The sequence below is a fragment of the Microbacterium sp. ZW T5_56 genome (genome assembly GCF_044987425.1).
Taxonomy (GTDB): Bacteria; Actinomycetota; Actinomycetes; order Actinomycetales; family Microbacteriaceae; genus Microbacterium.
In genome coordinates this window covers 15830-36635 of the sequence record NZ_JBJDRI010000041.1, presented here as the reverse complement: position 1 = coordinate 36635, position 20806 = coordinate 15830, and the positions used below count along the sequence as shown (strand labels likewise).

The window sequence follows — 20806 nt, the reverse complement described above, 5'->3', positions numbered from 1 at the left end:
ACCCGGCCCGTCGCACACGCCCACAACCCACCACCCACCACCCACCTCCCAGCACCGGCACCCGGCATCCGGCATCCGAATCAGCGGCGGCCTGATGGTTGGTCTCGAAAACTGTCGACGGCGATACAAACCAGGACATCAATTGAGATCACCCCAATCGCCGGTCTCATTAGATGTCAAACACCTGCGACGGAACAGCAGTAATTGAGACCACCCGGCCGCCGCGCACGCCCGACACCGGCACCCGGCATCGGCACCCTGCATCCGCATCCGCATCGGCACCGGGACCGGCATCGGCATCGGCATCGGCATCGGCACCGATATCCAAATCAGCGGCGGCCTGATGGTTGGTCTCAGAAACTGTCGACGCCGATACATACCAGGACATCAATTGAGATCACCCCAATCGCCGGTCTCACTAGATGTCAAACACCTGCGACGAAACAGCGGCAACTGAGACCACCCGGCCCGTCGCACACGCCCCCACCCGGGCACCCGGCACCCACCCGGCACCCGGAATCCACCCGGCACCCGGCATCCGCATCGGCACCGGCACCGACACCGACACCGACACCGACATCCGAATCAGCGGCGGCCTGACCATCCCATTCGCCGGTCTCAATAGATGTCGAACACCTGCGACGGAATAGCAGCAACTGAGACCGCCCCGGCCTGTCGCACACACCCACAACCGACACCCGGCACCCACCCGGCACCGGCACCGGCACCGGCACCGGCACCGGCATCCAAATCGGCGTCGGCCTGATGGTTGGTCTCAGAAACTGTCAACGGCGATACAAACCAGGACATCTACTGAGATCACCCCAATCGCCGGGCTCAATAGATGTCGAACACCTGCGACGGAACAGCAGCAACTGAGACCACCCCGGCCTGTCGCACACACCCACACCCGACACCCGGCACCCGGCATCGGCACCCGGCATCCGCATCGGCACCGGGACCGGCACCGGCACCGAAATCGGCGTCGGCGTCGGCGTCGGCGTCGGCGTCGGCGTCGGCGTGATGGTGGGTCTCAGAAACTGTCGACGGCGATACAAACCAGGACACCTAATGAGACCATCCCAATCGCCGGTCTCAATAGATGTCAAACACCTGCGACGGAACAGCAGCAACTGAGACCACCCGGCCGCCGCGCACGCCCGACACCGACACCCGACACCCGACACCCGACACCCACCCGGCACGCGGCACGCGGCACCCGGCACCCGGCACCCGACACCCGACACCCGGCACCCGGCACCCGGCACCCGGCGAATGACACCTCACCACGACGGTGCGACGCGGGCGACGGAACGCCCGTCGGCGTCCAGCACGTGCCCGTTGCGCTTCATGCTGCGAAGCACGGTCCAGCGATCGGTGATCTCCACGTCGGCACCCCAGGATCGCTCGACGGCGGGAAGCGCCGTGAGGGACCGTGCCCGGAGGCACACGAACAGCGGAGCCGCGCCCACGAGGATCCCCGCCCGATGCACTTCCGGCAATCGCACAGCGCGGGTGGCGGCCCCCTCCGGATCATCACTCCGACCCCACAGCACGACGCCCCGACGGAAGCCCGCCGCGGGCATCGCGAGGTCGCAGCCGAATCGGAGGAGACCGGCCGCGGTCACTCGTTCCAAAGTGCGGCGGGCGGTCGCCTCGGAGACCCCCAGGCGAACGGCCAGCGTCGCGGCGGGCATCCGAGGATCCTCGTCCAGGGCGGCGGCGATCTCCGCCACCGTCGCCGCGGCGATCGGCCTCGTCCCGGCGACCGGCTTCACCGCGGCGGCCGACCCCATCGCTGTCTGCCCCACCGCCGCCTGCCGCGCCACCCCCGCAGCCGCGTCGGCCGGCCCACCGGCCCGCAGCGAACGCTGCTGCGCGGCCGAGAGCACCGCAAGGCGCCAGGTCGAATCCTCCGCCACGATCGACGCGGCGACGTCCATCCGCAGGACCGGCGCGCCGTCGTCGGAGAGTTCTCGCGCCCGATCGCCCAGTCGTGCGAGCCCCGCGGATGTGGCCACGAGCGCGAGGTATCCCGCCGAAGTCTCGTCCACGCTCAGCACCCAGGGTCGCTGGACGACGGCCGCGAGCGCGTCGCCCGGTGTGCGGGAATCCAGAAGCACGATGCCGAGATCAGTGGTGGACGACCAGCGCTGCGGAGTGGGCCATGCGGTGAGCCAGGCGAGCCCATCCGCGCGCAGAGCGCTCCAATGCCGAACCACGGTGGCCGCATCCACGCCGATGACGGCGGCGATGCGAGTCCACGGTGCCCGCGCGTCGATCTGCAGCGCATGCAATACGGCGAGATCGATTTCGTCGAGGGAACGAGGCACAACACCGTGGACGTCATCCATGTGACGAATCCTAGACGTGGAGAGGGCAGAACATGACGGAAACGATGCATCCCCTGCTCGAAAGCATATGGATTCCTACCCTGGGGTGATGACGCTGACCGCTCCCGAGATGATGACGACCATCGAGGATCTGATCGCGCTGTCCCCTCGCTCCACGGGCTCCCGCGGCGGCGCGGCTGCCGCCGCCTACGTAGAAGGCCGCTTCGCCGATGCCGGCCTCGAGACGCAGGTCCTCGAGGTGGCATCGTACGCCTGGCGCGCGCGGGAGCATGGGCTGACGGTGGGCGATACGAGCATCGACTGCTCGCCGATCCTGCACTCCGGCCTCGCGAGTCATACCTGGACCGGCGACGTCGCCCACCGAGTGGCCGCTCCGGTCATCGATATCGGCACGGGTCGCGTGCGCGGACATGACGTGCGCGGGGCGATCGTGCTGTTCGATCTCACCTTCGACATGACGCTCGCGCACACCCTTCCGCTCACGCTGTTCATCCACGATCCGGGCCGACGGGTTCTGCGCCGGGACGTGCTGCGCAGCCGGAATCCGTACGTCACCTCGCTCGCACGCACGATGCGCGATGCTGCCGCCGCCGGTGCGGTCGGGGTGATCGGCGTGCTCCGCGACTATCCCGATTCCCTCGGCTACCACAACGAGTACTACCGCCGAACCCTGTTCCCGCTGCCCGGTGTCTGGGTCACGCGGGCGGGAGGCCGGAGGCTGCGAGCCGTGCTCCAGAAGAGCGCCACACTCACGCTCGACATCACTCGCGACGAGGTGGTCTCGCGCACGCTGATGGGCGTCCTTCCGGGCGCGAGCACCGACACCATCATGGTCCAGTCCCACCACGACTCCGTGGGTGCGGGGGCAGTGGAGGACGCGTCGGGAACGGCTGAGGTGATCGCTCTCGCCGAGCACTACGGTCGTGCGGCGGCCAGCGGAGCGCGCCGCGACAAGACCCTGCTGTTCGTCACCTTCGACACCCACTTCACCGGTTATCAGGCGCATCAGGAGTTCGCTCGCCGATTCGTGCTGTCACGGAACTCGCCCTGGAACATCGTGCTGAACACGACGATCGAGCACATCGGACTCCGGGCCGTCGAAGGTGCCGACGGTGGATTCCACTCCACCGGGGAGACCGAGCCACGCGGCATCTTCCTCAACGTCAATCCCGCGTTCACCGCTCGCATCGCGCGCGCGGTGCGTCGCAACGCCTTGCACTCCACGACGCTGATGGGTGCCGCACCGCTGGAGTTCTTCGCCGGAGGCATCCCGACCGACGCGTCGTTCACGCTGGTGTCCGGGGTGCCCACGGTGAGCCTCATCTCCGGCCCGCTGTACCTCTACGACGACGTCGACACGATCGATCGCATCGACATCGATCAGCTCGCCCCGGTCGCGCGATTCTTCGCGGACGTGATCGATGATGCCGAACGACGACGCGGATCGCTGCTGGGCACGATGCCGGCGGCGCTGCGCCGACTCCTGCCGAGAGGTCGCTGGTGAGCGGGCTCATTCACGGCAGCACCCGGGCGGTGGTCTTCGATTCCGATGGCACAGCCGAGACCGGTCTCGTCCATATGCCGCATTCGCCGGCACCCACCACCGGCTACCCCGTAGTGGTCTTCGGACACATGACCACCGGTGCGTCGAGGAGGTCGGCCCCCAGCATCGGCACGCCCACGCACCCCGAGTGGCGTCGGATGTCGCAGGGGGACGCACTCTGCGATGCTCTCCTCGCGCGCGGGATCGCCGTGCTGCGCCCCGACTATCCGGGCATCGGCAGCGCTGGCGAGCACCCGTACCTGATCGGACAGCCGCTGGGGGCGTCACTTCGCGCCATGATGCGCGCCCGAGGGAGCTTCGACGAACGACTCGGCGACGAGTGGGTGGCCGCCGGACACTCCGAGGGGGCGGTCGCGGCGCTATTCGCTTCGGTCGCCCCGGAGCCCGACGACGGTTCCCGATTGCGGGGCACGGCGGCGTTTACCCCGGTGACCCGCATGGACCTCAGCATCCGACTGTCGATGATGCTCCCGGCGTGGGCACCGGGCACGGGCGTGGTCTCCGCACTCATCGCCCTCATGCTTCGCGGCGCCAGCACGACGGACGAGCGGCTGCGCGAACTGCTCGCGACCGATGGGCTCAGCGATGCGGCGCGGGCGCACTGGGGCGACCTGGATCGACTCACGCTCACCGAGCTGTCGGCACCCGATTCCTGGGGCACCATCGCGCCCGCGCGCATCGGCGGACGATCCCGCCGTGAGCTGTTGCGCCGACTGTACGCATCCTTCCGCGCGAACGATGTCGCCTCCTTGCGCGGGTTCCGCGCTCCGGTGCGCGTCGATGCGGCACGATTCGACGAGGTCGCGCCCGCGGTCTCGACGGCACGGCTGCTGCGCGGCTATCGACGCACCGGCGTGGATCTCACCGCCCGCTGGTGGCCGTCGCACCACTCGGGCACCATGCAGGCTCGGTACGCGCCCTCGGAGGCCGCGGACTGGATCGCGGCTCGATTCGACGTCAGGCCGTAGCGGGGCGCGTGGCACCCTTCGGACTGCGCTTGCGCGGAGCCTGCGGAGCGGCGTGAGCCACCATCTCCGACACCTCCTCCAGCTGCTCGGAGGCATCGAGACGCAGCGCGTTCACGAGCGCCAGTCCGTGACGGGTCGTAAGCAGCAATCGCTGATACGGCGCATCCTCGGTGAGCTCGATCACCACGCCCTCACGCCGACCGCGCACCACTACGAAGTCCGTGCCGGCGGTGGAGTGCCAGGTACCCGCCGCGATCACACCCGGAATCTGCGTGCCGGGCTTGCGGACTCCGCGCAGCCAGGTCCACGGATCGTCGGTGAGCTGCACACGCGTGATGTCGGTGCGTGCGAGACGGATGGTGCTGCTGGGAGCGAAGGCGGCCGCGCGCTCGGTGACGGACAACGAGATCTCGAGATTCGCGGAGTCCAGGAGCAGCGTCACCATCCCTTCAGTCTGCCAGCGTCCACCGACACGCGGCAGGGAGAATCGCTACGAAGCCCTAACGATCCCCGGGCGGCCCCGTCGACACCTCCGAGTGGAAGGATGGCGGGAGAGGAAGGGAGCCAGAATGAGCGTGCCACTGCGACTGGGCTATAAGGCGTCATCGGAGCAGTTCGGTCCGCGCGAGCTGGTTGATTTCGGTCGCGTCGCCGAGCAGGCAGGTTTCGACTCTGTGTTCGTCAGCGACCACCTCCAGCCGTGGCGGCACCAGGGCGGTCATGCCCCGGCCGCGATCCCGCTGCTGGCGGCGCTCGGCGAACGCACCGAACATGTGCTGCTGGGAACCTCCGTCCTCACCCCCACACTGCGGTACCACCCCGGGGTCATCGCGCAGGCGTTCGGAACCCTCGGCGTGATGAACCCGGGGCGCATCATCCTCGGAGTGGGCACCGGGGAGGCGCTGAACGAGGTGACCCTGGGCCAGACATGGCCCGACTCCCCGGAGCGTTTCCAGCGCCTGAAAGAAGCGATCACGCTGATCCGCCGCCTCTGGAGCGAGGAGCGCGTCACCTTCGACGGCACCTACTACAGCACCCATGACGCCACGATCTACGACCGCCCCGACCAGCAGGTGCCGATCTACATCGGTGCCGCCGGGCCAGCGGCAACGCGCCTGGCGGGGCGGATCGCCGACGGCTTCATCACCACGAGCGGCAAGGACGACGCGCTGTACACCGACACGCTGCTGCCCGCTTTGGACGACGGGCTCGGCAAGGAGCGTCGGACGCGCGACGACATCGACACTCTCATCGAGGTGAAGGTCTCGCTGGCGCCCACCATCGCTGAGGCGCAGGAGAAGACGCGGTTCTGGGCGAACCTGGCGCTCTCGGCCGAGGAGAAGATGAGCGTGCACGATCCGGTCGAGATGGAACGGCTGGCCGATGCGCTGCCGATCGAGCGCGCGGCATCACGCTTCATCGTCTCGGACGATGTGGATCAGCATGTGGCCGCGATCGAGCACTACCGCGATCTCGGCTTCCGTCACCTCGTGTTCCACGACCCCGGCGAGGATCAGGAGGCGTTCCTTCGCCTCTACGGCGAAGAGGTGCTCCCGCGGCTGCGCGCACGCGAGGCCGCCGCGCAGCGGTGAGCGTCACTTCGCGCCCCGGGTGGACGGTGATCGTCCCCGTCAAACACACTTCGCACGGTAAGTCGCGCCTCGGCGCCGATGCTGCGCTCGCACGCGCCATCGCGCTGGACACCCTGGAGCGCATCGCCGCAGCACACAGCGCGGAACGGATCGTGCTGGTGACCTCCGATGTGGGGCTCGCGGAGGAGGCGCGGCGGGAGATCGTCGGCGTACAGCTGGAGGTCGTTGCAGACGTCGACTCGGCGTCCACGACCGCGGGTCCCGATTCGATCGAGCACTCGCTCAACGACGCGGTGCGGCTGGGGCTCGGGCGCGTGAGCGACGACCTCGTCGCGGTCATTCACGCCGATCTCCCCGCCTTGGATCCGGACGAGCTGGACGAGGTGCTTCGCCTCGCCACGGACGTGCCGTTCGGCGCGGTCTCCGACAGCGAGGGCCTGGGCACCGTGATGCTCACCGCACAGAATCCGCGCGCTTTGCACCCGTCGTTCGGGCGCCGCTCCTACGCCCGACATCTCGCCGCGGGGGCCGCTCCGCTGGCGGCTGCCGCATCGCTGCGCCACGACATCGACACTCCGGCGCAGCTCGCCGCCGCCCGCGACTCCCCCGACCTCACCCTCGGCCCCCGCACCCGCGCCGCCGGTTCCTGAGCGCACTTCATCTCGCTGGCGCTCGCTCAGCAACCGCGAAGCGAGACCCGACAGCGGCGGTCAGTCCGCGGAGCCCTCATCGTCGCGGACCGACAGCGCGGCGTCGCCGAGTGCGGCAGAGGTGTCGGCGTCGCGCATCCACAGCGGCACCACAGACACATCAATGCCGCCGGCCGCCACGTCCAGCGCGAGCTCTGCGTCCTCCTCGGCCATCAGCCACGCGTCCAGCAGCCCACCGCGATCACGGGCGCCGTAGTGCCGGGCAATGGCCGCAGCCGAGGTCTCCACCCCGATGGTGGGGAGACAGACATCCGCCATCCCGCGCACCACGGCGCCGGCGATCACGGGCGAGACGCCCACCACCGGTGCCGGGGCAAGCGCGAGCGCCTCACGCATCCCGGGCATCGAGAGGATCGGACCGATCGAGACCACCGGGTTGGACGGTGCGATGAACACGTCTGTCGCGTCAGCGAGCGCCTCCAGCACACCCGCTCCCGGACTCGCGTGCTCGATGCCTGGATTCACGAAACGCGCCGGAGCGAGGGTGGCACGATGGCGCGTCCACCACTCCTGGAAGTGCATGCGCGATCCGTCCTGCAGGTGGACGATGGTGTCCACTTCGGCGTCGGTCATCGGCAGAATGCGCGCGCCGAGATCCCATCGGCCGTTCAGCCGAGCCACGACGTCAGAGACGGAGGCGCCGTCACGGAGCCAGCCGGTGCGAGCGAGGTGCGTGCCGAGATCGAGGTCGCCCAGTGTGAACCAGGGCCAGCCGCCGCCCCACGCCTGCAGCTCCGCGTTGACCCGCTCGGTGTCGCCGGCCCTGCCCCATCCGCGCTCGGTGTCGTTCACACCGGCCAGCGCGTACAGCAGGGAGTCGATATCGGGCTGGAGTCGCACGCCACTGAGCCAGAGGTCATCGCCCGTGTTCGCGATGACCGTGATCTCGTGCGCTTCGCCGCGACGACGAAGCGCTTCGCGCACGCCCAGCGTGAATCGTGACCCGCCGACGCCTCCGGCCAGGATCACGACCCGCCTCATCGAGCGAACTCGTCGGCGGCGTGCGGGAGCGGGAACTTGGAGACGGCGGCGATGAGCGCGTCGACGGTCTGCTGGTCGGCGATGATGTCCACGTTCAGGCCGAGGCTGCGGGCATCCTTGGCCGTGCGCGGACCGATCGCCGCGATGATCGTCTCGTCTGGGATCACAGCGAACTGCTCACGCACCTGGGCCGCGACCGAACCCGACGTGACAAGGATCGCGTTGATCCGTCCGTTTGCGACATCGCGAGCGATGCGCTCCGTCACCGGCACCCCCACCGTGCGGTAAGCGACCACCTGGTGCACGTGGTGCCCGGCGCCCAGCAGTGCCTCCGTGAGGACCGGCTTCGCCTGCTCGCTGCGCAGCGTGAGGAACTTCTTCGGCTCACTCTCCAGCGCGATCAGATCAGCCGCCATGCCGGCCGAGGAGTTGTCTTCGGCGGGCACGAGGTCGACCGTGTAACCCGCGGCCTGGAGCGCTGCCGCCGTGGTCTCTCCGACGGCCGCGATCCGCGTCTTCGCGGGAACGATCGTGCGCTGGGCGTACAGCACATCGACGGTGGTGGCGCTCGTGACGGTGAGCCAGTCGAACTCGCCGTCCTGCAGTCGTCGCAGTGCATCGTCGAGGGCAGGCGCGTCGGTGGTCGCGGCGAAATTGATGAGCGGGGCGACCACGGGAATGGCCCCCTGATCGCGCAGGCTGGCGGCGACGCCGTCGCCCCAGGGACCACCGCGGGGAACGAGAACGCGCCAGCCGGTGAGCGGCTTCTCGTGATGTTCGTTGGCTGTAGTCATGACAACTCTCTCAGGGGCGTGGACCGCCAGATGGATGACGATCTCAAGGAGAGTGGCGGACCCGGGCGAAAGATGCGCGTGGGCGCACGCCACCGGCAGCGTCCGCACCATTGCAACTGCCTGTTTCCCTTGAATATACCCCCGATCCGGCGTTTCGTTTCCCCTCTCCCCAGTTCCGAAGCAGGTTCGGAGCCGCATTCGCGCGTGATCCGGGGTTTCCATGGTGCATTCAGATGCATGAGACACAATGGAAGGATGACCGACCGGCATCCTCTCCTGCAGGGTCTGCTCGGGTTCGGTCCACACTCGGGCGCACACCGGGTCGCCCTGCGTGCTGGCTTGTCCATCGCCGTACCACTGCTCATTCTGTTCAGCATCGATCACGTCGAGTGGTCGATCTATGCAGCGTTCGGCGCGTTCACCTCCCTGTATGGCCGCTCCTCCGACTACGCCGATCGACTGCGCATGCAGTCGATGGCGGGCGCAGTGCTGGTCACCGCCGTCATCGGCGGCGTACTGGTGGGGATGTCGCCGGCCCGATCGTGGCTCGTGATTCCCCTGGCCGCGATTCTTGCCGCAGGTTCCGCGGCGCTCAGCGATCGTCAGCGGTGGCACCCGCCGGGCGCGCTGTTTCCGACGTTCGCCTTCACCGCCTGCGCGTCGATTCCGTCGTCTCCGTCGGCGCTCGTGCCCGCCATCGTGGTGAGCGTGACGGTCGCGGTCTTCTCGATCCTGCTCGGTGCAACGGGTGCCGTCCGACGAGGTCGCTCGTTTGCCGGCGCGCGACCGACGCCCCGGCCCATCGAGGTGCGTCATGTGATTCGAGCCGCCGCCGGCGTGCTGATCGCGGGAACGATCGTCACGGCGATCGGCATCGGCCACCCCTACTGGGCGATGGTGTCGGCGGTCGTGCCGCTGGCGGCGCGCGAGTTCGTTCCTCAGCTGGTACGCGGGGTGCAGCGCATCGTCGGCACCGTCATCGGTCTCGCCCTCGCCGCGGTTCTGCTGTGGTGGAGCCCGCCCACGCTCGTGGCGCTGCTCATCGTGATCGTGCTGCAGATCGCCGTGGAGCTGCTCGTGGGACGCAACTACGTGCTGGCGCTGTTGTTCATCACACCGCTAGCGCTGCTGATGGTGCACCTCGCGTCGCCGGCGCCCGCCTCGGGGCTCATCCTCGATCGCGGAATCGAGACGATCGTCGGTGTCGTCGTGGGTGTGGGAATCGGATACCTGACCCGACCCGGCACCTTCAGCCGACGCTGATCACAGCCGCCGAATCAGTCGCGGGGCTCCGTGAACGATCGCACCACGGACCACACGATGCCGCCGATCGCGACCGCGACGCCGACGGCGACGAGTGCCGCCTTGAGCGGCTCGCGCCGTGCGAACAGCTGAGCCTTCACCGTGACCTTCTGCGCCTGCTTGGGCACATTGACCTTCTCTTCGATGGCGCTCAGCGCAGCCTTGAGCTCGGCGCGTGCTGCCTCCACCGGGTCGTTGATCCCGAGCGGAACGGCGGTACGGGGAACAGAGGCGGAACGATCAGAGCTCATCAGCGATATCCTTCACGATCTTCACGTCGGTCTGTGCGGCCTGGACCGGGTTCTCATCGGCCGCGACCTTCTTCATCCGGAACACGCCGAGCACGGCGAGTACCGCAGCGATGAGCAGCATGATCACGAACACGATGAGCGCCGACAGCCACACCGGCATCCACGAGGCGAGGCCCGCGATGAAGAAGGTTCCGAGCGCAGGGATCGACCAGAACAGGAAGAACAGGGCGGCGAGGAACCAGGCCACGCCGATGCCGGCGTGCTTCGCCGTGCGCGTCACCCATCCCTTGGCGGCGTTGAACTCGGCGATGACGAGGTTGCGGACGAGCTCCGGAACCTCGCCCACCAGCGTGAGGAGACCGTCGTCAGCGCGATCGCGGAATCCGCGTGGAGTCGTCATGTCAGCCCTTCTTCGTGCGAGGCTTCTTGAGCTTCTCCGCGACCTCGTCGGCGGCCTCGACCACCTCGTCGATCGATTCGGCGGCAGCGCGCTTCACCGTCGGTGCCTCAGCGCGCGCGGTGGCGGCTGCCCGATCGAGCTTCTCGCCCGTGGTGCCGGAGGAGGCGGCAGCTTTGGCCACCTTGACGCCGGTGTTCCAGAGCGTTCGCGGCAGAGCGAGCGCCGCTGATTTCGCCAGGTCCTCGACCTTGGCGACCTGGGTCTGCACCTGTGGCAGGTTCCAGACCTTGCCCGCAGCTTCCTTGATCTGCTCGTAGCGCTCGCGCCCGGCGCGTGTTCCGAGCACGTATCCGATCCCGATGCCGACGACCAGTCCGATCTTGCCCTTCATGGGTCCTCCCCCGCAGCGTCTGCTGGTGTGCGTGACCAGCGTAACCCTATATTCCGATTCCGGCATCCGCCGTTCTGTCAGCCAACGCAGCGCAGCGGAGCGGCGCGATCACGGGCATCCGTCAGGAGAAGAGCACTCCTCGGCGGAGTCGTTCGGTCACGTTCTGCGCGTCGGTCACGACCGAGTCGAGCCCCGTTCCAGACAGCCATGCGCCCGTCGCGCCGAGCCCGGCAGGCCAGAGGTTGGGGTCGCGCAGCCGAGCGGCCACAGCGGCGAATCCGCGCTGCTCACGATGCGGAGCGGCTTCGAAGTCGACCACCACGGCATCACGGACCGCAACTCCGAGGACCCGCTGGAGCTGTGCGCTCGCATCCGCCGCGGAGACCACTCCGCTGAGGCGAGCGCGGACCACTCGCGTGCTGTCTCCGATCCTCCACTGCGCGGTGAGGTCGTCGATGCTGGCGATGTCCGATTCGGCCAGCTGCGGGTAGACACCGGCACCCCACGTCGAATCCGCGTCGACGATCGCAGTGACGGTCGTCAGGCGGGACGCCGGCGAGAACGCGGCGGGGAGGGTCACGAGCTCGCGCAGCAGGGGCCGCGCGGCATGCTCGTCTGCGGCCACGACAACAACCGCGGCGGAGAACTCTTCCGCCCCCGGCGCTTCGGCGTCGTCCTGTTCTCCGGCGGCTCTCCGACCCGTGACCCGATAGGTGTCTCCGGCGCGAACGATGGACTCAGCCGCGGTGCCTGTCAGGATGCGGCCGCCGAGTTCGCTGATGCGGCGCTCCAGCGCGGCGACAAGCGTCTCCATCCCGTGCGCCAGCGTGAGCCGAGGTCGTGCGGAGGCAGCGCCCAGAAGCTCGGCCACGGCACCGGAGAGTGAGCCCTGCCTGGTGAGTGCAGGGTTCAGGTCGGGGGCGGCGATGGACACGTCCACGTCGTCAGGACCGAGGCCCAGCGATCCACGGGTGACGGGAGCCACCAGGCGCTGCTCGATCTTCGCGCCCATGCGCTTGCACACGAGCGCGCCGAGACGGTTCTCGTGCCCGATCGTCAGCGGCGGACGCAGCCGGTCGAGATACCCGCGCCACGCACCACCCCATCCGACCATACGCACGACATCGGTGAGGAATGGGTTGGCCGGAATGCCGAGCACCCCATCCGGAAGTGGAACGAGTCCGCGCGGAGAGGTCGTGAAGCGGGACCTCGCCTGCTGGGCGACTCGTTGATCGTCAAGCCCCAGCTCCGCCAGGCCCAGCGCGGCGACCAGCTTGTCAACGGCGCCGTCCGCAGCGAAGGAGACCGCGCCCGCATCGACCCGGATGCCACCGACCTCCACGGTGCGGACGGATCCGCCCAGGCGTTCCGATGCTTCGAGCAGCGTCACCGGCATGCCGACCTTGGCGCATTCGTACGCGGCGACGAGTCCGCCGATCCCACCCCCGATCACCACGACGGGTGTGTGCTGGGCGGCAGCTACGAGATCGGAGACGTCGGACACCCCTCCATCCTCCCATCCGCCCCTGTGCCGGAGCACTCAGGGAGACGGCGAGACTACGGACGTCAGCAACGCGCATTGAGCCGCGGGTGCGAGCAGAACCTACACGGCGTCATCGGCGCTGACGTTCTTCCGCAGCGTGTACACGGCGGTTGACAGGAAGAGAACGAGAGGCTATGAGTCGCTCACGCTGCTGCGATCGATACCGACTTGCAGGCGCGCGATCTGGCTGTTGAGATACCGCTGCTCTGGAATGCTTGTGCAGAGCCTGCTGGATATACGGTAGGCGTCCAGCGCCTCATGATGACGCCCGCAGGCCTCGAGTATCGGAGCTCGTACGGCGTACAAGCGGTGGCTGCGGCTCATACGTGGATCGTCGAGGAGCGGGTCGAGTACGCGCAATGCGCTTGTCGGTCCATGCGCTTCGCTGATGGCCACCGCATAGTTCAGGGTGACCGTCGGTGATGGTGCCACCCGAGCAAGCATGGAGTAGAGCTCCGCGATCTGCTCCCAGTCGGTTTCCTCCCATGCGGCGGCTTCGGAATGCACTGCCGAAATGGCCGCCTGCAACTGGTAGGCACCGACCGGTCCCATCGGGATGCTGTTGGACCAGCAGGTGCGATAGCTATGGGCAAGGATCGTTCCACGGTGCTGTACTTCACGTAGGGATGGCCGGTGGCTCATGCTCCACGAACACCTCAGCGCGTAAACGCGCGTCAGACGTCGGATCCGGAGTCGGACGCTTCCAGCACGGCCGAGAGCTGATCGACCAGTTCGGCGAGATCCTGCGTCGCCACGTCGTGGAGGAGCCTCACATCGACACTCCAAAATCCATGCACGATGCGATTCCGCAAACGCGTGGGCTGGGCCCAGCCGACATCCGGATGACGCTCCTTCACGTCTGCCGGCATCTGCGCCGCAGCTTCTCCGAGAACCGTGAAGTTCCACGGCACCGACTCCAAGCGGAGGTCATCGGCGTGGAGCGAATCGGCATCGAGGTCTCCGACGACTTCGCGGATCCGCTCTGCGGCGGCGACCATCTCCCGAAGGACAAGAAGCTCACGCCGTATAGAACAGCCGAGCATCGTGGAGGATCTGCGGACGGATGTACTCGTTCACGGCATCGCGTGCGACGAGATCCACGTGGCACCCGAACAGCTCCGTCAGTTCGTCCTCGAGTTCGACGAAGGCGAACCCCAATCGAGTTCCGGGCTTGAGTTCGTACAGCAGGTCGAGATCGCTGTCACCGTGCTCGTCCCCTCGCCCAACCGACCCGAACACCTCCAATCGCGCGACGCCGTAGCGCTCGCCGATCTCACGGAGCCGGTCCGCGTCGAAGGTGATCCCGCCCATGCGATCATGCTACGTGATCGTGCGTGCGCCTGGCTGCATCCGACTGAATCGCGAGAAGATGGATCCATGGCCCTTCACATCACCGGAGACACCGCCGCGGACGCCCTGCTCACCGAGAACCCGCTGGCGCTGCTGATCGGCATGCTGTTGGACCAGCAGGTCGCGATGGAGACCGCGTTCTCCGGACCGCTGAAGATCCAGGAGCGCGTGGGAACGATGGACGCGGCGGCGATCGCCGGCCACGACCCCGAGGCGTTCACGGAGGCGTTCAAGCAGACACCCGCCGTGCATCGCTACCCAGGTTCGATGGCCGGACGCGTGCAGGCGCTGTGCGAAGTGATCGCGACCGAATGGGACGACGACGCATCGCAGATCTGGACTCGCGATGACCCTGACGGCGCCACCGTGCTCAAGCGTCTGAAGGCGCTGCCCGGCTTCGGCGATCAGAAGGCCCGGATCTTCCTGGCGCTCTTGGGTAAGCAGTACGGATTCAGCGGGGCGGGATGGCGCGAGGCGGCCGGGTCGTACGGGGACGAGGGGTCGTTCCGCTCCGTCGCCGACATCACCTCCCCCGACTCGCTGGCGAAGGTGCGCGAGTTCAAGAAGTCCGTGAAGGCGGCAGCCAAGGCACCGAAGTGAAGCCCACGGGAGGTGACGTCGCGGAGTTCGTGGCGGCGGTCACTCCCGACAAACGGCGTCGCGATGCGGAGACGCTCGTTGAGGTGCTGAGCGAGATCACCGGGCTCAAGCCGGTGCTCTGGGGCACGATTATCGGCTTCGGAGCCTGCCACTATCGCTACCCCACCGGCACCGAGGGTGACATGCCGCTCGCGGCGTTCGCACCCCGCAAGGCTTCCAGCACCATCTATCTGCTGGAGGGTGCTGAACCTCACGCCGTTGAACTTGCGGTGCTCGGACCGCACACGGTCAGCCGCGGCTGCCTCTACCTGAAGGACCTCACGACGACTGATCTGTCCGCGCTGCGCCGCATCATCAAGCGTTCGTACGCGCTGGCGGTGGCGGACGAGATCCCCGGGATGACGATCACCACCGCCTGAGGGCTTGCCGCGCAAGCGTAGCCGACCTAGCCTCGAAGAATGAGCGAGATCCTGGGGTGGTTCACCGCGGCGCTCCCGGTGCTGGTCATCGTCGCGATCACGATCGGCTTCGTCCACAACCGCGGAAAGCGCGGATCAACGTCCGGCGGGACGATCGGCATGTTCGATGAGGTGTGGGCCCCGTCTGCGGCCGAGGCCCGCGCGATCTGGGACGCCGAGCAGGAGCTCCCGATCGAGGTGCCGAGCCCCGACGGCGGCAACCCCACGGAGGAAGCCCTCGCCGCCGGTCGCATCACCATCACACCCCGCGCCGGCAGCTGAACCCCTGCGAAGCTCAGAGGTTCGGTCGCGCTATCAGGAACCGCCCTTCGTCTCGCTTCGCGGTTGCCGAGCGAGCGAAGGGAGACGACGAGCGCTCAAGCACAGCACTCGGACTCCACACGCGTGACGAAGTCGCGCCGACTGAGATCAATGAAACGGACTCATCATTCCCGACGGCATACGCACCCTTGCGATCACCGGGTCTCCGGGGCTCCACATCACCCCGGAGGACGTGTCCCTCCGCTGCATCACAACGGCGGACGGCGCCGACCTCGCAACCCTCTACTTCGCCAGTTACCCTGCGGGCATCGGCGCCGCTGATCTCGGAGATGCCATCTCGGAGATCGATATGACGTTCGCCGGCGACTTCGGGGAGCTGCGCCTCGACGCAAGCCAGATCGCTTTCGTCTCGGATCATCCGGTCGGCGCGATCCTGGTGACGACCGCGTCGATCTGGGATGCCGATCTGCCCGGTCCGTTCGTGATCGATCTCTTCGTCGACCCCGGTTTTCGAGGACGCGGTTTCGGGAGAGCGCTCCTCACGACCGCGATCGGCGCCTGTCGGCGTCGGTCGGATAGGACTATTTCGCTGCGCGTCGGCGAAGGAACGTCTGCCGCCGCCAACGCGCTGTATACCCGACTCGGCTTCTCTCCGACGCTCTGACGGGGAGCCGGCGAGGCTCGCGATGCCATGTCGTGAGCCCCGCGAGCATCGCCGCCGTCCGCACCACGCACGTGGCCCCGAGTCTCGGGGTCAGGGGCCACGCACGCTATGAAACGGTCAGAGCAGGCCGTCCGAGAGGGCGGTCGGGTTGCCGAAGCGGTGGTTGGTGATGGATACCGCCTGCTCGTGCAGGAAGGGAAGCATCTCCACACGACCCGCACTGGTGACCGGGTGGGACCACACGGCCACGTCGATCGACCCCTGCAGAGCCGCGGCCACGTCGGCTGCGGAGCCACCTACGAGCCGGATGCGACCGGTGGGCGAGCCCTTCTTCGCGAGCGACTTCAGCCAGGCCGCGTCCTTCTCGACCGAGACGGCGACGCCCGCGGCAGTGAGTGCCGCAGCGACCTTCTTCGATGGGGCCGTCGCGAACGATGCGGCCACCGACGATCCGGCGCGAACTCCGGCGAGCACGGCGCGAACACCCTCGACCTCCGTCGCATCCCCGGCGACGCGAACCGTCACCGGGGTCGGCAGGTAGCGGAACACGTTGCGCTCGACGCCGAGAGCGGACACGTCGCGCGCCACACCGAACTCGTCTTGCCAGGCGCGCTCGTCGGTCGCGGCCGCAGCACGCAGCCACTCATCGCCGGCGGCGGCAACGACGACCTCCACCGCAGCGGTCAGCGTGACCGGACGTGTCTCGGGGGTGGCGTCGCGCCAGTCGACCAGACCGTGCAGGTAGTTCGGTCCACCGGCCTTGCCACCCGCACCCACGGCGGACCGCTTCCAGCCGCCGAACGGCTGCCGGCGAACGATCGCGCCCGTGATCCCGCGGTTCACGTACAGATTGCCCGCTTGGACCTTGCCGAGCCAGGTGGCCACTTCGTCGCGGTCGAGTGAGTGCAGACCGGCCGTCAGACCGTAGTCCACGGCGTTCTGCATCGCGATCGCCTCGTCGAGGTTCGCGGCCTCCATGATGCCGAGGATCGGACCGAAGTACTCCGTCAGGTGGTACTCGGACCCGTTCTTCACGCCGGTGCGGACGCCCGGCGACCAGAGCTTGCCGGTGGCGTCGAGCTGCTTCGGCTCGATGAGCCACTTCTCACCCTTGCCCAGCGTGGTGAGGCCCGAGAGCAGCTTGCCCTTCGCCTCCTCCACGATGGGTCCCATGACCGTCGTGGGGTCGGTGGGATAGCCGACCCGCAGCGAGCGCACGGAGTCGACCAGCTGGCGGCGGAACCGCTCCGACTTCGCGACCGAACCCACCAGGATCACCAGCGACGCGGCCGAGCACTTCTGCCCGGCGTGACCGAAGGCGCTCTTGACCACATCGGCCGCTGCCAGGTCCAGGTCGGCGGAGGGGGTGACGATGATCGAGTTCTTGCCGCTGGTCTCCGCGAGCAGCGGAAGGTCCTGTCGGAAGGACCGGAACAGCTCGGCCGTCTCGGACGAGCCAGTGAGGATCACGCGGTCCACGCGCTCGTCGGCGACCAGCTTCGAGCCCAGCTCACCCGAGGCGAGCTCGACGAGACGAAGCACCTCGCGCGGCACGCCACCCTGCCAGAGCGCGTCGACCATCACGGCACCGGTGCGCTTGGTGAGTCGTGCGGGCTTGATGATGACCGCCGAACCCGCAGCGAGACCGGCGAGCACGCCACCGGCCGGGATGGCGGTCGGGAAGTTCCACGGCGGCACCACCACGGTAAGGCGGGACGGCACCGCGGTCGCGCCATCAACGTGATCGAGTCCCCGCGCGAGCTCGGCGTAGTAGTGGGCGAAGTCGATCGCCTCGCTGACCTCGACGTCTGCTTCGGCAATGGTCTTGCCTGCTTCCGACGCCATAACCTCGATCAGGCGACCACGATTGGCGGCGAGCGAGCGGCCGGCGCCGTGCAGGATCTCCGCACGCTCGTCACCGGACAGCGCGCCCCACGCGGCACCCGCGTCGTGAGCACCGGCGATGACTTTCTCCAGCGCGGTAGCCGTGGGAACATGCGCGTCGGCGATGATCGCGACACCCTCGTCGCTGGATGCCGCGCGCTCCAGGATCGCCCGGCCCCACGCCCGGTTCGCCGCGATGGCGGGATCGGTGTCCGGCTCGTTGCGGAAGCCGGTTGATGGAGCGTCGGGGACTTCGTCCTGGCGGTTCTGCACGCGGTTGGGCGAGGGAACCTCCTCGCGGGTGCGGAGGAACTCGGCCAACGACGCCTCATATCGCGCCTGCTCACGAGCGAACAGGGCGGCGTCGGAGTCGAGCTCGAAAACGGCCGACATGAAGTTGTCCTGCGAGGCGTTCTCTTCCAGTCGACGGATCAGGTACGCGATCGCCACGTCGAACTCGCTCGGGTTGACCACCGGCGTGTAGAGCAGCAGCTGGCCGACATCGCCGCGCACCGCCTCGGCCTGGCCCGTGGCCATCCCGAGCAGCATCTCGAACTCGACCCCGGCCTGCACACCGCGCGCCTTCGACAGCAGCCAGGCGTGCGCCACATCGAACAGGTTGTGCCCGGCCACACCGAGCCGGAGGTTGGCGATGCGCTCCGGCATCATCGCCCAGTCGAGCACGCGCTTGTAGTTGGTGTCGGCATCCTGCTTGCTGGCGACGGTAGCCACCGGCCACCCGTGCACGGCGGCGTCGACGTGCTCCATCGCGAGGTTCGCACCCTTCACGACACGCACCTTGATCGGGGCGCCGCCGCCCGTGACGCGCTGTGCCGACCACTCCTGCAGGTGCTGCATGGCCCCCAGTGCGTCGGGCAGGTAGGTCTGCAAGACGATGCCGGCCTCGAGATCCTTCAGCTGCGGCTGGTCGAGCATCTTCGTGAAGACCGCGATGGTGAGGTCGAGGTCGCGGTACTCCTCCATGTCGAGGTTGATGAACTTCGACTTGCCGATCTTCTCCGCGGCGGCAGCCGTCTCGTACAGCGGGGTGAGCTTCTCGACCACCTTGGTGACGGCCTCGTCGAACGACCACATCGACAGCTGGCTGACCACGGCGGAGACCTTGATGGAGACGTAGTCGACGTCGTCGCGCGCGAGAAACTCGTGCGTGCCCGCCAGGCGGTGTGCCGCTTCGTTCTCGCCGAGCACGGCCTCACCGAGCAGGTTCAGGTTCAGGCGGTTGCCGCCCTCACGCAGCTTCGCGATGGCGGGGCCGAGCTTCGCGGGTGTCGCATCGAGCACGAGGTGGCCGACCATCCCACGCAGCACGCGTCGCGCCGTCGGGATCACGATGCCCGGAAGGATCGGGGCGAACGCCGCGCCGAGGCCGATCGCACCGCGCAGATAGGCGGGCAGGAACGACGGGGTGAGGCTGCGCAGCTCCTTCAGCTTCGCGGCGGCGACGTCCAGATCTTCCGGCCGCATGACACCGTCGACGAATCCGACGGTGAAGTCGAGGCCATGCTCGTCCTTGAGCACGCCGGCAAGGCGCTCGGCGGCAGGGTCGACGGGATGCTTGCCAGCCTCGTCGAGCCAACGGCGAACGGTCGCAACGACGTCGGACGTGCGAACCTCGTCGGTGATGGTGGTGCTGTCGGCCACGATGCCTCCTGGGCTGGTGTCAGGGGTGGGGATGATCTCAGTGTGACGCCGCGAGGTATGTTCGGTACAGCGAATGATTTCGATGCATACCGTTCGCCATTGCCGATGAATTGAAGGAACCACGATGCTTGATCCCCGCCGGTTGCGCCTCTTGGTGGAGCTGAGTCGTCGCGGCACGCTGGCGGCCGTGGCCGAGGCGCTCAGCTACAGCCCGTCGTCGGTGTCCGAGCAGTTGAAAGTTCTCGAGAGTGAGGCCGGGGCGACGCTTCTCGAACAGTCGGGTCGGCGGGTGCGCCTGACACCCCAGGCGTGGACGCTGGTGGAGCACGCGGAGGCGATCCTCGATCGCCTCGCCGAGGCGCAGGACGATCTCACACGCACGGTGTCGGGGGTCGGCGGCACAGTGCGGATCGCGGTGTTCCAGTCAGCCGCGCACGCCGTCCTGCCGGCCGCACTCACCCACCTGGCCGAAGCCCATCCGGACCTGCGCGTGGAGGTGAGCGAGCGAGCGCCGGAGGAGGGGCTGTTCGAGGTCGCGGCCCGCGGTTTCGATCTGGCGATCGCCGAGGAGTACCCGGGCTACCTGCGCCCACGCCTTCCCGACCTCGACCATGTCGCCTTCGCGCATGACACGATCCGCGCTGCTCTCGGAGCGGGCGATGCGGCGCGCAATCTCGCGGAGCTGGCGGATCATCCCTGGGTGCTCGAGCCCGCTGACACTGCATCCCGTCAGTGGGCCCTGCAGGTCTGTCGTGCGGCGGGCTTCGAGCCGGACGTGCGCTTCGAGACTGCCGACCTCATGGCGCACATCCGTCTGATCCGCTCGGGACACGCGGTCGGGTTGCTGCCGGATCTGGTGTGGGCGGGCGAGGCGCCCTCGGTGCGGCTGCTCGATCTGCCCGGTGCGCCGGAGCGCGTGGTGTTCTCCGCCGCTCGCCGCGCGGCAGTTCAGCGTCCCGCGGTCCGTGCCGTGCGCGAGGCCCTCGCCGCGGCCGTGTGAGACGCGGCACGGCGCCGGCGCTTCTGCACTGGGCCAAGTCCTGCACTGGGTCAAGT

At 68.1% G+C, this 20806-nt stretch carries 25 protein-coding genes; 11 read left to right on the top strand and 14 right to left on the bottom strand.

Annotated features, from left to right (window positions below; genetic code table 11):
• Positions 1-169: 169 nt before the first annotated feature.
• Positions 170-388 (bottom strand): hypothetical protein, encoded by a 219-nt coding sequence (locus tag ACI3KU_RS16560; RefSeq protein ID WP_404923426.1) that lies wholly within the window; start codon positions 386-388, stop codon positions 170-172.
• A gap of 34 nt (positions 389-422) precedes the next feature.
• On the opposite strand from ACI3KU_RS16560, the gene ACI3KU_RS16555 reads away from it, so the two are divergent.
• Positions 423-650, top strand: a complete 228-nt coding sequence (locus tag ACI3KU_RS16555; protein ID WP_404923425.1) for a hypothetical protein — start codon at positions 423-425, stop codon at positions 648-650.
• Between the two features lie 187 nt (positions 651-837).
• Here ACI3KU_RS16555 and ACI3KU_RS16550 read toward each other — a convergent pair whose 3' ends face one another.
• The gene (locus ACI3KU_RS16550; RefSeq protein WP_404923424.1) at positions 838-1068 is read right to left on the bottom strand and encodes a hypothetical protein; all 231 of its coding nucleotides are present in this window, start codon (positions 1066-1068) and stop codon (positions 838-840) included.
• A 215-nt stretch (positions 1069-1283) separates the two neighbouring features.
• Positions 1284-2354 (bottom strand): AsnC family transcriptional regulator, encoded by a 1071-nt coding sequence (locus ACI3KU_RS16545; protein WP_404923423.1) that lies wholly within the window; start codon positions 2352-2354, stop codon positions 1284-1286.
• An 88-nt stretch (positions 2355-2442) separates the two neighbouring features.
• Here ACI3KU_RS16545 and ACI3KU_RS16540 point away from each other — a divergent pair, with 88 nt between their 5' ends.
• Entirely contained in the window at positions 2443-3858 is a 1416-nt protein-coding gene (locus ACI3KU_RS16540) for a M28 family peptidase (protein WP_404923422.1), read from the top strand.
• The gene (locus ACI3KU_RS16535) at positions 3855-4886 is read left to right on the top strand and encodes an alpha/beta hydrolase family protein (RefSeq protein ID WP_404923421.1); all 1032 of its coding nucleotides are present in this window, start codon (positions 3855-3857) and stop codon (positions 4884-4886) included. Before ACI3KU_RS16540 ends, ACI3KU_RS16535 begins: the two co-directional genes overlap by 4 nt.
• Here the strand turns inward: ACI3KU_RS16535 and ACI3KU_RS16530 are convergent.
• Complete coding sequence (locus ACI3KU_RS16530) at positions 4876-5331, bottom strand: hypothetical protein (RefSeq protein ID WP_404923420.1); 456 nt, start codon at positions 5329-5331, stop codon at positions 4876-4878. The two genes, ACI3KU_RS16535 and ACI3KU_RS16530, sit on opposite strands and share 11 nt — an antisense overlap.
• A 124-nt stretch (positions 5332-5455) precedes the next feature.
• Between ACI3KU_RS16530 and fgd the strand changes: the two genes are divergently transcribed.
• Positions 5456-6478 carry a glucose-6-phosphate dehydrogenase (coenzyme-F420) gene (fgd, locus tag ACI3KU_RS16525; protein ID WP_404923419.1) on the top strand — a complete coding sequence of 341 codons (1023 nt, stop codon included), beginning with the start codon at positions 5456-5458 and terminating at the stop codon, positions 6476-6478.
• Positions 6475-7128: a 2-phospho-L-lactate guanylyltransferase gene (locus ACI3KU_RS16520; RefSeq protein WP_404923418.1), complete on the top strand. Its 654-nt coding sequence runs from the start codon at positions 6475-6477 to the stop codon at positions 7126-7128. The genes fgd and ACI3KU_RS16520 overlap by 4 nt, the downstream gene beginning before the upstream one ends.
• A 60-nt stretch (positions 7129-7188) precedes the next feature.
• Here the strand turns inward: ACI3KU_RS16520 and cofD are convergent, their stop codons facing one another.
• Together cofD and ACI3KU_RS16510 are read right to left on the bottom strand one after the other, a co-directional pair.
• Complete coding sequence (gene cofD / locus ACI3KU_RS16515; protein WP_404923417.1) at positions 7189-8169, bottom strand: 2-phospho-L-lactate transferase; 981 nt, start codon at positions 8167-8169, stop codon at positions 7189-7191.
• Complete coding sequence (locus ACI3KU_RS16510; RefSeq protein WP_404923416.1) at positions 8166-8963, bottom strand: uroporphyrinogen-III synthase; 798 nt, start codon at positions 8961-8963, stop codon at positions 8166-8168. Before ACI3KU_RS16510 ends, cofD begins: the two co-directional genes overlap by 4 nt.
• 255 nt (positions 8964-9218) lie before the next feature.
• On the opposite strand from ACI3KU_RS16510, the gene ACI3KU_RS16505 reads away from it, so the two are divergent.
• Positions 9219-10226: an FUSC family protein gene (locus tag ACI3KU_RS16505; RefSeq protein ID WP_404923415.1), complete on the top strand. Its 1008-nt coding sequence runs from the start codon at positions 9219-9221 to the stop codon at positions 10224-10226.
• Positions 10227-10240: 14 nt separating this feature from the next.
• Here ACI3KU_RS16505 and ACI3KU_RS16500 read toward each other — a convergent pair whose 3' ends face one another.
• From ACI3KU_RS16500 to ACI3KU_RS16470, 7 genes are all read right to left on the bottom strand, one after another.
• Positions 10241-10516 carry a hypothetical protein gene (locus tag ACI3KU_RS16500; RefSeq protein ID WP_404923414.1) on the bottom strand — a complete coding sequence of 92 codons (276 nt, stop codon included), beginning with the start codon at positions 10514-10516 and terminating at the stop codon, positions 10241-10243.
• Positions 10506-10916, bottom strand: a complete 411-nt coding sequence (locus ACI3KU_RS16495; protein WP_404923413.1) for a phage holin family protein — start codon at positions 10914-10916, stop codon at positions 10506-10508. The genes ACI3KU_RS16500 and ACI3KU_RS16495 overlap by 11 nt, the downstream gene beginning before the upstream one ends.
• A 1-nt stretch (position 10917) precedes the next feature.
• Positions 10918-11307 (bottom strand): hypothetical protein, encoded by a 390-nt coding sequence (locus ACI3KU_RS16490; RefSeq protein WP_404923412.1) that lies wholly within the window; start codon positions 11305-11307, stop codon positions 10918-10920.
• 121 nt (positions 11308-11428) lie between these two features.
• A complete protein-coding gene (locus ACI3KU_RS16485) occupies positions 11429-12811 on the bottom strand; it encodes a protoporphyrinogen/coproporphyrinogen oxidase (RefSeq protein ID WP_404923411.1) in 1383 nt (460 codons plus the stop codon).
• A 171-nt stretch (positions 12812-12982) separates the two neighbouring features.
• Positions 12983-13492, bottom strand: a complete 510-nt coding sequence (locus ACI3KU_RS16480; protein WP_404923410.1) for a hypothetical protein — start codon at positions 13490-13492, stop codon at positions 12983-12985.
• A gap of 32 nt (positions 13493-13524) precedes the next feature.
• On the bottom strand, positions 13525-13848 hold the full coding sequence (locus ACI3KU_RS16475) for a DUF86 domain-containing protein (protein ID WP_404923409.1): 324 nt from the start codon (positions 13846-13848) through the stop codon (positions 13525-13527).
• Between the two features lie 19 nt (positions 13849-13867).
• Positions 13868-14161 (bottom strand): nucleotidyltransferase family protein, encoded by a 294-nt coding sequence (locus ACI3KU_RS16470; RefSeq protein ID WP_404923408.1) that lies wholly within the window; start codon positions 14159-14161, stop codon positions 13868-13870.
• A gap of 66 nt (positions 14162-14227) precedes the next feature.
• On the opposite strand from ACI3KU_RS16470, the gene ACI3KU_RS16465 reads away from it, so the two are divergent.
• The 4 genes from ACI3KU_RS16465 to ACI3KU_RS16450 all read left to right on the top strand — a co-directional run bounded on the left by ACI3KU_RS16465 (position 14228) and on the right by ACI3KU_RS16450 (position 16204).
• Positions 14228-14800 (top strand): HhH-GPD-type base excision DNA repair protein, encoded by a 573-nt coding sequence (locus ACI3KU_RS16465; RefSeq protein WP_404923407.1) that lies wholly within the window; start codon positions 14228-14230, stop codon positions 14798-14800.
• Positions 14797-15219 (top strand): DUF1801 domain-containing protein, encoded by a 423-nt coding sequence (locus ACI3KU_RS16460; protein ID WP_404923406.1) that lies wholly within the window; start codon positions 14797-14799, stop codon positions 15217-15219. The genes ACI3KU_RS16465 and ACI3KU_RS16460 overlap by 4 nt, the downstream gene beginning before the upstream one ends.
• A 39-nt stretch (positions 15220-15258) precedes the next feature.
• Complete coding sequence (locus ACI3KU_RS16455) at positions 15259-15540, top strand: hypothetical protein (protein WP_404923405.1); 282 nt, start codon at positions 15259-15261, stop codon at positions 15538-15540.
• Positions 15541-15772: 232 nt separating this feature from the next.
• The gene (locus ACI3KU_RS16450; RefSeq protein ID WP_404923404.1) at positions 15773-16204 is read left to right on the top strand and encodes a GNAT family N-acetyltransferase; all 432 of its coding nucleotides are present in this window, start codon (positions 15773-15775) and stop codon (positions 16202-16204) included.
• Between the two features lie 117 nt (positions 16205-16321).
• On the opposite strand, the gene ACI3KU_RS16445 is transcribed toward ACI3KU_RS16450, so the two are convergent.
• Positions 16322-19753, bottom strand: coding sequence for a bifunctional proline dehydrogenase/L-glutamate gamma-semialdehyde dehydrogenase (locus tag ACI3KU_RS16445; protein ID WP_404923427.1), 3432 nt, complete (start codon positions 19751-19753; stop codon positions 16322-16324).
• 121 nt (positions 19754-19874) lie between these two features.
• Here ACI3KU_RS16445 and ACI3KU_RS16440 point away from each other — a divergent pair, with 121 nt between their 5' ends.
• Positions 19875-20750 (top strand): LysR substrate-binding domain-containing protein, encoded by an 876-nt coding sequence (locus ACI3KU_RS16440; protein ID WP_404923403.1) that lies wholly within the window; start codon positions 19875-19877, stop codon positions 20748-20750.
• Positions 20751-20806 lie beyond the last annotated feature (56 nt).